The following is a 12,320-nucleotide window of genomic DNA, read 5'->3' as shown; positions in this document are numbered from 1 at the left end:
ATGGCAAAAGTAGCAGTTATCTTAGCCCAGGGTTTTGAAGAAATTGAAGCCTTGACAGTAGTTGATGTCTTGCGTCGAGCAAACATTTCATGCGATATGGTAGGATTTGAAGAGCAGGTGACAGGATCACATGGCATTCAGGTAAAAGCCGACCGTATCTTTGATGGCGATTTGTCCGACTATGACTTGGTAGTTCTTCCAGGTGGTATGCCAGGCTCAGCTCACCTACGGGATAATCCAGCCCTCATTTCTGAGATTAAAGCCTTTGACCAAGCAGGAAAGAAAATTGCAGCTATCTGTGCAGCTCCAATCGCCCTCCATCAAGCAGGTGTGCTGAAAGACAAGCACTTTACCTGCTATGACGGTGTTCAGGAAAACATCAGTGACGGAATTTACCGAAAGGAAACAGTAGTTGTGGATGGCAATCTAATAACTAGCCGAGGACCGTCAACTGCCCTTGCCTTTGCCTATGAGCTGGTAGAGCAGTTGGGAGGAGATGCAGAAAGTTTACGAGTCGGCATGCTCTATCAAGATGTCTTTGGAAATTAACAGTAAGACGAGAGTTCGGCTCTCGTTTTTGCTTGGAAAAATCTAGGAAATCATCGCTTTTTTCGTAAAAAAATGGTATAATGAAGGATATGAAATATCGTGACTATATATGGGATTTAGGTGGTACCCTATTGGATAATTATGAGACTTCTACAGCGGCCTTTGTAGAGACCTTAGCCCAATACGGAATAGAGCAAGAACACGACCGTGTTTACGAAGCCTTGAAGGTTTCGACAGCTTTTGCCATTGAGAAGTTTGCCCCAGCCATCGAGAATTTTTTAGAAAACTACAAAGAGAATGAAGCGCGTGAGCTAGAGTACCCAGTTTTGTTTGAGGGAATTCCAGAGTTACTAAAAGACATCTCTGACAAGGGTGGCCGTCATTTCTTAGTCTCTCATCGAAATGACCAAGTGCTAGAACTTCTTGCAAAGACTCAGATAGCTGACTATTTCACAGAAGTCGTGACTGCCAGTTCTGGTTTCAAACGAAAACCAAATCCAGAGTCTATGATTTATTTACGTGATAAATATCATATCTCATCCGGTTTGGTCATTGGAGACAGAAATATTGATGTAGAAGCAGGTAAAGCTGCCGGCTTAGATGCCTATCTTTTTAAAAACGTTGCGACACTGAGACAAGCAATAGACATGTAAGAAAAGGGAAAAAATGACAGAAGAAATCAAAAATCAACAGGCACAGGATTATGATGCCAGTCAAATTCAAGTTTTGGAGGGGCTGGAAGCTGTTCGTATGCGTCCAGGTATGTATATTGGATCGACTTCAAAAGAAGGTCTTCACCATCTAGTATGGGAAATCGTTGATAACTCAATTGACGAAGCCCTAGCTGGATTTGCCAGTCATATCCAAGTCCTTATTGAGCCAGATAATTCCATCACCGTTGTGGATGATGGACGTGGTATTCCTGTTGACATTCAGGAAAAGACAGGACGTCCTGCTGTTGAGACCGTCTTTACTGTTCTTCACGCTGGAGGAAAGTTCGGCGGTGGCGGATACAAGGTTTCAGGTGGATTGCACGGTGTAGGTTCATCAGTAGTAAACGCTCTTTCAACTCAACTGGATGTTCGGGTTCATAAAAACGGAAAAATTTATTATCAAGAATACCACCGTGGGAATGTCGTTGCTGATCTTGAGGTGGTTGGAGATACGGATAGAACCGGAACAACAGTTCACTTCACACCGGATCCAGAGATTTTTACAGAAACAACGACCTTTGATTTTGACAAATTGAATAAACGTATTCAAGAACTAGCTTTTTTGAACCGAGGTCTTCGAATCTCCATCACAGATAAGCGTGAAGGTCTCGAACAGACTAAACATTACCACTATGAGGGTGGGATTGCTAGCTATGTTGAATATATCAACGAGAACAAGGATGTGATCTTTGATACACCAATCTACACAGACGGTGAGATGGATGATATCACAGTTGAAGTAGCCATGCAGTACACAACCGGTTACCACGAAAATGTCATGAGTTTCGCCAATAACATTCACACCCATGAAGGTGGAACGCATGAGCAAGGTTTCCGTACAGCACTGACGCGTGTTATCAACGATTATGCTCGTAAAAATAAATTACTAAAAGACAATGAAGACAATTTAACAGGGGAAGATGTCCGTGAAGGTTTGACTGCTGTGATTTCTGTCAAGCATCCAAATCCGCAGTTTGAAGGGCAAACCAAGACAAAGCTGGGCAATAGTGAAGTAGTTAAGATTACCAATCGCCTCTTCAGCGATGCCTTCTCTGATTTTCTCATGGAAAATCCACAGATTGCCAAGCGTATCGTGGAAAAAGGAATTTTGGCTGCCAAGGCTCGTGTGGCTGCCAAGCGTGCGCGTGAAGTCACTCGCAAGAAATCTGGTTTGGAAATTTCCAATCTTCCAGGAAAACTAGCAGACTGTTCTTCAAACAACCCAGCTGAAACCGAACTTTTCATCGTCGAAGGAGACTCGGCTGGTGGATCAGCTAAATCTGGTCGTAACCGTGATTTCCAAGCTATCTTACCAATTCGTGGTAAGATCTTGAACGTTGAAAAGGCTAGCATGGATAAAATTCTTGCTAACGAAGAAATTCGGAGTCTCTTCACAGCCATGGGGACAGGATTTGGCGCAGAATTTGATGTTACTAAGGCTCGTTACCAAAAACTCGTTTTGATGACCGATGCCGATGTCGATGGAGCCCACATTCGAACTCTCTTGCTAACCTTGATTTACCGCTACATGAAACCAATCCTAGAAGCTGGTTATGTTTATATTGCCCAACCACCGATTTATGGGGTTAAAGTTGGAAGTGAGATCAAAGAATACATTCAGCCAGGTACAGATCAAGAAATTAAACTCCAAGAAGCCTTAGCACGTCATAGTGAAGGACGCTCAAAGCCAACCATCCAACGTTATAAGGGGTTGGGAGAAATGGATGACCACCAATTGTGGGAAACAACCATGGACCCAGAACATCGCTTGATGGCGCGTGTTTCAGTAGATGATGCTGCTGAAGCAGATAGAATCTTTGATATGTTGATGGGCGATCGGGTAGAACCTCGTCGCGAATTTATCGAAGAAAACGCTGTTTACAGTACACTTGACGTCTAAAAAATGTGGGAAATAGTTCCCTTGGTTTAAAAAATATGATATAATCATTACGATTGTTTCTAGTATAAAAGGAGTTTGATATGTCTAATGGACAACTAATTTATCTAATGGTTGCGATTGCGGTCATTTTGATTTTAGCTTATGTAACAGCCATTTTTCTACGTAAGCGTAATGTAAGCAGATTAACGGCGCTTGAAGAAAGAAAAGAAGAACTCTACAACCTTCCTGTAAATGATGAGGTTGAAGCCGTTAAAAATATGCACTTGATTGGTCAAAGTCAGGTAACCTTTCGTGAATGGAATCAAAAATGGGTTGATTTATCTCTGAACTCATTTGCAGACATCGAAAATCACCTCTTTGAAGCTGAAAACTACAATAATTCTTTCCGTTTCTTTAAAGCAGCTCACAAGATTGATCAAATTGAAAGCCAGATTAGTTTGATTGAAGAGGATATTGCAGCTATTCGCAATGCCCTTTCTGAACTTGAAAAGCAAGAATCTAAGAATAGTGGTCGTGTCCTACATGCTTTGGACTTGTTTGAAACCCTTCAACATACCGTTGCAGAAGACTCAGAGAAATATGGAAAAGCTCTTCCTGAGATTGAGAAACAATTGGAAAACATCCAATCGGAATTCTCTCAATTCGTTACCCTTAACTCATCAGGTGACCCAGTTGAAGCTGCAGCAATCTTAGATGATACTGAAAATCATATTCTTGCTCTAACGCATATTGTTGATCGGATTCCAGCTCTTGTTGAAACCTTGACAAAGGAATTACCAGATCAATTAGCAGATTTGGAAGAAGGCTATCGCAAGTTGTTGGATGCCAACTACCACTTTACTGAAACAGATATTGAGTCACGTTTCCAACTTTTGCATGAATCTTTGAAGAATAATCAAGAAAACATTCGTCAGTTGGAGTTGGACAATGCAGAGTATGAAAATAATCGCATTCAAGAAGAAATCAACGCACTTTATGATATTTTCACTCGTGAAATTGAGGCTCAAAAAGTCGTTGAGAATCTCCTCTCAACACTTCCAACCTATCTCAACCACTTGAAAGAAAATAACCAGGTGCTTGTTCAGGATCTTGAACGCCTGAATAAAACTTACCTTCTTCCAGAAAGTGATGGAAATCATGTTCGCCGACTTCAAGAAGAATTAGCTGCACTTGATACCGCTATTTTAGAAGTAACAGAGGATCAAAGAGAATCTGCTCAAGCCTATTCTGTTCTTGAAGAACAGTTGGAAATGCTTCAAAGCAATCTCAAAGATATTGAAGATGAGCAAATTTCTGTGAGCGAACGACTTGCGCAAATTGAAAAAGACGACCTCAATGCTCGCCAAAAAGCAAATGTCTATGTGAATCGTTTGCACACCATCAAACGTTACATGGAAAAGCGAAACTTACCAGGAATCCCTCAAAGTTTCTTGAAACTCTTCTTTACTGCAAGTCATAACACTGAAGATTTGATGGCGGAGCTAGAACAACCGCAGGTTAATATTGAATCTGTTAAGCGAATTCTTGAAATTGCAACGAATGATATGGTAGTACTTGAGACAGAAACATACGATATTGTTCAGTATGCAACTTTGACAGAGCAACTTCTCCAATACTCAAATCGTTACCGTTCATTTGATGAACGCATCCAAGAGGCTTTCAACGAAGCACTTGAAATTTTTGAGAAAGAGTTTGACTATCGGGCATCATTTGAGAAGATTTCTCAAGCCTTGGAAGTTGCAGAACCAGGAGTTACAAATCGTTTTGTGACTTCATATGAAAAAACACGTGAAGCAATTCGCTTTTAAAATAGAAGCTTAGAGAACTCTAAGCTTTTTCTTTATTTTTGAAATGGAGCTAGATTACCTGTTTATCATTGAAATAATAGCTTTGATTTGATATGATGGAAATATGAAGAAAAATATGAACCGTGTTTCTCACGATAAAAAGAGAAGGTTATTGCTTTCCTTTGTTGGGATCTTAGGAATCGCTATGATTCTTTTGGGAAGTGCCATTGGCTACAAGGTTCTACAAAAGCAATCTTATGAACAAAAAATTGAAGCGTTAAAAAGCGAAAAGGATCAGCAATTCAACTCAGGTAGTCAGAGGGACAATTTCCGAAAAGGGCAAGCGGAGGTGATTGCCTACTACCCTCTGCAAGGAGAGGAAGTTATTGCGTCTATTAGAGAAAAAATCAACCAAGACATCAAAGAAAATCTAGAAGATAAAGAGGATCTGGTCTTTTATTATACTGAACAGCTGGATCCTGTCTTAAAGGGAGTTGTTGCTCGTAATATCAGCAAGCAAGTCTACGATTTGTCTGCATCAAAGGTTGAAGAAAAAGAAAAGACTTCTTTAGAAAAAATTTTCTTGACTGAAGATGGGAAAGATTTTGACCTCAGTAAACTTTTTAAAGATGCAAGCAAGGCTAAGGAACTCTTACTAAGTCAAATCAAATCAACTCTAGAAGATAAGAAACTTGACCAGGCAAAAATTGATCAGGTTGTCAAAAACTTCACAGATCAGGATTTGGCATCTTGGAGTTTTGATTATAAAGATAGTCAAATTATCCTTTATCCTGCTAATCCTGGAGAGACTGTTGAAGAAATTGCTTTACCAATATCCAGTTTCTTTGATGTCATTGATTCCTCTTATTTACTAGAAAAAGATGCTGAACTTTATCAAGCTTACTTTGCCAAGAAAAATAAAAAGGTTGTAGCCTTGACCTTTGATGATGGTCCAAATCCGACTACAACTCCACAAGCCTTGGATACCTTGGCTAAGTATGGTGTAAAAGCAACCTTCTTTGTACTTGGAAAAAACGTAGCAGGAAATGAGGATCTTCTGAAACGAATGAAATCGGAAGGTCATGTTGTGGGAAATCATAGCTGGGATCACCCTATCCTTTCTAAATTATCCCTCGAAGATGCTAAAAAGCAAATCACTGATACAGAAGATTTGTTGACTCAAGTTTTAGGATCAAGCTCTAAACTGATGCGTCCACCTTATGGTGCCATCACTGATGATATTCGAAATAGTCTTGACTTGAGTTTTATCATGTGGGATGTGGATAGTTTGGACTGGAAGAGTAAGAATGAAGCTGCTATTTTGACAGAAATTCAACACCAAGTTCGTAATGGTTCTATCATTCTCATGCATGATATCCATGGTCCTTCTGTTAATTCTCTACCAAGTGTCATTGAGTATTTAAAGGGTGAAGGGTATACATTTGTGACTGTTCCTGAATTGCTCAATTCTCGCTTGAAGGCTCACGAGATCTATTACGATCGTGATCAATAATTGTTAAAATCTAAAGGAGCAAGTGTTCTGATAATCAGGATTTTGTTTCTTTAGATTTTCTTCACATAGAAAGGAAAAACGATGAAATCTTACACCCTTAATAATGGAGTTTCCATTCCTGTACTAGGATTTGGAACATGGAAGGCTGAAAATGGAGAGGTGGCCTACCAAGCCGTTTTAGAAGCCTTAAAGGCTGGTTATCGTCATATCGATACTGCAGCTATCTATAAAAATGAGGAAAGTGTTGGTCGTGCTATTCGAGATAGCGGTATTCCACGCCAAGAAATCTTTGTAACGACCAAACTCTGGAATACCAATCACAGCTATGATGAAACTCGCCAAGCATTTGAAGAATCAATGGAAAAACTGGGATTGGATTATCTAGATTTGTACCTTATCCATTGGCCAAATCCAAAACCTTTAAGAGAAAATGACGAATGGAAAACTCGCAATGCTGAAGTCTGGAGAGCGATGGAGGATCTTTACCAAGAAGGCAAAATACGTGCTATCGGCGTTAGTAATTTTCTTCCCCATCATTTGGATGCTTTGCTTGAGACAGCAAGAGTCATTCCAGCGGTCAATCAGGTGCGCTTGGCGCCAGGGGTTTACCAAGAGGAAGTGGTTGACTACTGTAGAGAGAAAGGAATTCTCTTAGAGGCTTGGGGACCATTTGGGCAAGGAGAGCTGTTTGAACAGAAAGAAGTCCAAGAAATTGCTGCTAAGCATGGGAAATCAGTTGCTCAAATTGCCTTGGCTTGGAGCTTGGCAGAAGGATTTTTACCCCTACCTAAGTCAGTGACAGCCTCTCGCATTCAGAGCAATCTTGACTGTTTTGAAATTGAACTCAGCAAAGACGAGCGAGAAGTCTTAAAGACAATTTCAGTGACTTCGGGCGCACCTCGTGTGGATGAGATGGATTTTTAGTTTGTGAAATCTATTTATACCGAAATAACAAAGACTAGGAATTTTAAATCCTAGTCTTTTTGTGTATAAAAAATCTAAATAATTTGTATAATGAAATAGTTTTATAAATTGAAATAAATGAACAAGTTTAGAAAACATTACCTTGATAGAACAAATAACACGAACGATAAAACTAAATAAGAACATTACATACGCAAATATTACATTTTTGTGACAATTCAGATTTTTATGAAAATTTTTGATTATTTGCGTTATAATAGGTATACTTTAAAGAAAAAGGAGATTATTTATGGATAGACGACAACGTTTTTCATTACGGAAATACAAATTTGGTCTTGCTTCAGTTTTATTGGGAACTGCTTTGGTTTTTGGAGCAAGTCAAGTTAATGCCAATGAGCAGAGTACAGGTGAAAATCAAGCCCAAACTCAGGCAATCAAGACAGAGCTAAAAGACGATAAACACTCAAACTCTTCAACTGACCAAACCAATACTAATGTGATAGCTCCAGTAGTTGGAGAGAAACAAGAAGCTGAAACTTCTAAAGAGGATGCTAGTAAACAAGATGCTAAGGTAGAAACTTCGGTTGATAAAACTGCTGAGCCCCAAGAATCAGGAAAAGATAGCACAGTTGCAAATGAAGAAAATCAAGGTGTCGTTCAAAAAGAAACAACAGTAGCTACCAGTCCAGCGCCTGCTACTGAGAAGGCTTCTAACATAGAGAACAAAGAGGCTCAAGCAACGACAGCTCCTAAAACTACTGGAGAAACGGCAACTACTGACAAAGAACAAGAAAAAGCTGAGTCTGCAAAACCCAATAGTCTTTCAAGTAATGATATCATCACAGTACCAAAAACTTGGAAGGCTGGTTACAAGGGGACGGGGACCGTTGTTGCCATTATTGACTCTGGGCTTGATTTGAATCATGAGGTTCTTCGAATTTCGGATCCGTCAAAAGCAAAATTTAAAAACAAGGAAGCCATCGAAGCAGCTAAAAAGGCTGCTGGAATAGACTACGGTAAATGGTATAGTGATAAGGTTGTCTATGCCTACGATTACTTTGACGGAACAGATAAAATCAAAGAAGCAGAAAGAACTTCTCATGGGATGCACGTAACAGGGATTGCTGCTGGAAACCCTGATAAAGAAGCACCAAATGGTGAAAAGGTCTATGGTGTGGCGCCAGAAGCTCAAGTTATGTTTATGCGTGTCTTTTCAGATCGCCAAAAGACGACCAGTTCTGCCCTTTATGTAAAGGCGATTGATGACGCAGTTGCCTTGGGAGCAGATGCCATTAATATGAGTTTGGGATCTAGCACAGGTTCTATGGTGGATGCTGGTTCTGATATTGTGGATGCCATCAAACGGGCTCGTGCCAAGGGAGTTTCTGTTCTTATCTCAGCAGGAAATAGCAATACATTCGGAAATGGTTATTCAAAACCGCTAGCCGAAAACCCAGACTATGGCTTGGTTGGAAATCCATCCACTGTTGAAGACTCAATTTCAGTTGCTTCTGTCAACAATAAAACATTGACAACAGCCGTTTTTGAAGTTAAAGGTCTAGAGGGAAATGCCGGCCTTCATAACGGAAAATTTGATTATAATCAACCTGAAGCAGATAAGGACTTTGAAAAAGGAAAAGAGTACGAATACGTCGAAGCAGGGTTAGGTCGTGAAGAAGACTTTGCGAAGTTGGATTTAACTGGGAAACTTGCCCTCATTCAGCGTGGAGCCATGAACTTTTCAGAGAAGATCAAAAATGCACGAAAACACGGTGCAGTTGGTGCTTTGATCTACAATAATGTAGAAGGTGCAAACATCAATATGTCTATTGATGATGAAGCAAAGAAAATTCCTTCTGTATTTATTTCTAAACAGTATGGTGAAGCCTTAAAATCAGGAAACTACAAGATTGTTTTTAATGGTAAGATGGATAATCGTCCTTCTGATGTAGCCAATCAGCTATCTGACTTTTCGAGTTGGGGAGTGACTACCGATGGACAATTGAAACCGGACGTGACAGCTCCTGGCGGAAATATCTATTCATCCTTTAATGACAATACCTATGGTAGTATCAGCGGAACCAGTATGGCGGCTCCTCACGTTACGGGTGTTGCAGTTCTGGTTAAGGAATACCTTCAAAAACACCATCCAGAATTGACTCCTGAGCAAGTATCAGAGACTGTCAAGGCCTTGATCATGTCAACTGCAAAACCACATGTTAATAAGGACACAGGCACTTATACCTCTCCTCGTCAGCAAGGTTCTGGTATTGTGGACACAGCTGCTGCAGTGTCAACTGACCTCTATGTAACGGGTGAAAATGGTTATCCGAGTGTGACTTTAGGAAATGTTGGAGACCAATTTACTTTCAAGGTCACTGTACACAATATTTCAGATACTGACCGCACTCTCAAGATGGTGGTGAATACCAATACAGACGAAGTCCAAGATGGAAAATTCACCCTTCGACCTCGAAAACTAACGGAGACAGTCTGGCCTGAAGTGACGGTCAAAGCCCACAGCAGTCAAACAGTCACTGTTAAAGTGGATACTCGAAAATTTGCTGATCAACTCAGCAAACAAATGCCAAATGGCTATTTCCTTGAAGGTTTTGTTCGATTTGTAGATCCAGCAGATGATGGGGATGTTGTGAGTCTTGCATTTATGGGCTTCCGAGGAGAATTCCAAAATCTCCCTGCTGTCGAAAAACCAATTTACAATCTTGTCCGAGAAGGGAAAAATGGATTTTACACGGAAGTAGACAAGGAAAATCCTGCCGTTAACTACTCTAATGATGCTACCTATCTAGCTACCTTGCAAAATGACCTTCTAGTGTCTAAAGGTCAACGCCAAGGACGCCGAATTACTGTTCTTGGGATTGAACAAAATGCTGAAGGTAAGCATGTTCTTCAGTTGGACGAAAAAGGGAATGTCCGTATTGCCATTTCTCCAAATGATGATGGAAACAAAGACTTAGTCGAATACAAAACGGTTGCTTTGAGAAATCTTGTAAATCTTCGGGCTACAGTTTATGCTGCTACAGATACCAAGCATGAACATCCTATTTGGGAGGGCGATGCAAAGGATCTTCGTAAGAATTATTTTGATGGTGACAGTAGAAATCTGAAGAGTTATATTCTAGATAATACTGCTTGGAGAGGTCAGGATTTTGATGGCAATACCGTTGCAGATGGTTTATATGACTATGTTATTAGTTACACACCAGACGTTCCAGGAGCCAAAGAACAATACACGACCTTTAAAATTCAAATTGATACTCAAAAACCTGTCATCACAAGTGGTTATATTCGCTTTAAAGATGGAAACCAAGAATTCGTAGCCCGCAAACCAAAAGATGTGGGTCAAGGCGGTATCCTTTCAGAAAAAGTCTTCTACCTCACACCATTTGACCAGAAAGGGACCATGGTTCTATCTGAGAAAGACCAGTCTGGAACTCGTGCGCTTGAGAACACCCATCTGATTAAGGCAAATGCTGACGGTAGTTATACACTTCCTAAGGATGTTGACAAGGCTAATATTTACTATCTTGTTGAGGACTATGCAGGAAATGTAGACTATATTTCGCTTGCTGAACTTGTGCGCGATCAAAATAGTGGTCGAGTGAAAATTGCCTTGAAGGATGCGAAAACAAACCAAGATATTGATACCCTCTACGTCTATCGAATCAAAAATAGCAAGGGGCAATATATTGATGTTGACAAGACAAAAGCGATTCATTTCTTACAATTTGGTCATTATACAGCAGAAATTTTCAGTTATGATCGAACAGAATTGAAATTTATCAGTGCCTTGTCCCAAGAGTTTGACTTGACGGAAGAAAATAGTTTCCAAACCATTACCTTCCTAGCAAATCTCCTAGAATATGCACCTGTGTCTGTTTCCTTTAATCGAGCAGTTCCAAAGACGACTACAGTAGTTTTGAAAGGAGAAGATGGGACAAGTATCACTCTTCCTGCTGAAAAATACGGTCAATACGCCTTTGGTAAGAAAGTTGCTACAGGTCGTTATACTGTACAAGTCACCTTGCCAACTGGATATGAACTCCTTGAAGATCTCGTTTCCTTGCTCGTTCAGCCAGGTCGAAATAATGCTTTGCGTCTATCTGTTGTGTCTAAGTTGGCCTTGATTGCTGCGGTAAATCAACAAAAAGAACTGGTAGAAACGTCTCGTTACTTTAATAGTAGTGCAGATAAGAGAAAAGCTTATGACCGAGCTTTCCAAGTGGCACAGTCAGCCTTATCAAGCAAGTTGAAGCAAGAATTGATTGATGGCGTTCTCGCTAGTATTGAGGCTGCTGGTAAGGCTTTGGATGGAAAAGATTCGAACGTTACAGCCTTGAAAGAAGCTATGAAAGCTTACTACGCAACGACTAAAACTGGACGATATGCTAATGCCAAGGAAAAAGTACGTCGTGCTTATGATCGTGCCTTCCAAGAAATTGCTTTACTCGCTGTGGACCCTAAAGTCAAACAAGATCAAATTGACCAATCTCTTATTGCCCTAGCTACAGCTAAAAGTAAACTAAATGGCAAGGCCACAGACTTCTCTAGTCTAAAGAAACTGGTCAAGGATGAACGTCTTTTCCAAGAAAAGAACGCGAGATTTATCTATGCAGACAAGAAAGAAAAAGCAGCTTATCTTCTAACTTTTAAAGAGGCACAGGAACTCCTTAAAGATCCAGGAGCGAGCCAAGAAGATGTCAAAGATGCCATTACAGCATTGAAACAAGCCAAGAGAAATCTACATGGCAAAAAACCGAAAGCGAAAAGACATCCTTAAATAGGACTTTCTGAAGTTTTACTATTAAATGAGTCTGGAACTTTGTTTTCAGACTCATTTTTGGTTTACACTAACTAGAAAATCTGTTATAATACTAGCTAGGAAAGAAAGTCTTATGGCGTTCTTCAAGCGA

At 40.2% G+C, this 12,320-nt stretch carries 7 protein-coding genes; all 7 read left to right on the top strand.

Annotated elements, in window-relative coordinates; translation table 11 throughout:
* The 7 genes from MK405_RS04130 (at position 1) to MK405_RS04100 (ending at position 12,187) form a co-directional block, all read left to right on the top strand.
* Complete coding sequence (locus MK405_RS04130) at positions 1–549, top strand: DJ-1 family glyoxalase III (RefSeq protein ID WP_268704401.1); 549 nt, start codon at positions 1–3, stop codon at positions 547–549.
* Positions 550–638: 89 nt separating this feature from the next.
* Positions 639–1,202 carry an HAD-IA family hydrolase gene (locus tag MK405_RS04125; protein ID WP_162279343.1) on the top strand — a complete coding sequence of 188 codons (564 nt, stop codon included), beginning with the start codon at positions 639–641 and terminating at the stop codon, positions 1,200–1,202.
* A gap of 13 nt (positions 1,203–1,215) precedes the next feature.
* The gene (gene gyrB, locus MK405_RS04120; RefSeq protein ID WP_084872766.1) at positions 1,216–3,162 is read left to right on the top strand and encodes a DNA topoisomerase (ATP-hydrolyzing) subunit B; all 1,947 of its coding nucleotides are present in this window, start codon (positions 1,216–1,218) and stop codon (positions 3,160–3,162) included.
* Between the two features lie 80 nt (positions 3,163–3,242).
* The gene (ezrA, locus tag MK405_RS04115) at positions 3,243–4,970 is read left to right on the top strand and encodes a septation ring formation regulator EzrA (protein ID WP_084872768.1); all 1,728 of its coding nucleotides are present in this window, start codon (positions 3,243–3,245) and stop codon (positions 4,968–4,970) included.
* A 103-nt stretch (positions 4,971–5,073) separates the two neighbouring features.
* The gene (gene pgdA, locus MK405_RS04110; protein ID WP_268704400.1) at positions 5,074–6,462 is read left to right on the top strand and encodes a peptidoglycan-N-acetylglucosamine deacetylase PgdA; all 1,389 of its coding nucleotides are present in this window, start codon (positions 5,074–5,076) and stop codon (positions 6,460–6,462) included.
* An 81-nt stretch (positions 6,463–6,543) separates the two neighbouring features.
* Positions 6,544–7,386 carry an aldo/keto reductase gene (locus MK405_RS04105; RefSeq protein ID WP_268704399.1) on the top strand — a complete coding sequence of 281 codons (843 nt, stop codon included), beginning with the start codon at positions 6,544–6,546 and terminating at the stop codon, positions 7,384–7,386.
* A gap of 289 nt (positions 7,387–7,675) precedes the next feature.
* A complete protein-coding gene (locus MK405_RS04100) occupies positions 7,676–12,187 on the top strand; it encodes a S8 family serine peptidase (protein WP_268704398.1) in 4,512 nt (1,503 codons plus the stop codon).
* Positions 12,188–12,320 lie beyond the last annotated feature (133 nt).

The organism is Streptococcus oralis (assembly GCF_026782345.1).
GTDB classification, from domain to species: Bacteria; Bacillota; Bacilli; order Lactobacillales; family Streptococcaceae; genus Streptococcus; species Streptococcus oralis_CK.
Note: the sequence above shows the minus strand (reverse complement) of the source record. Positions and strands in the feature narration are given on the sequence as shown.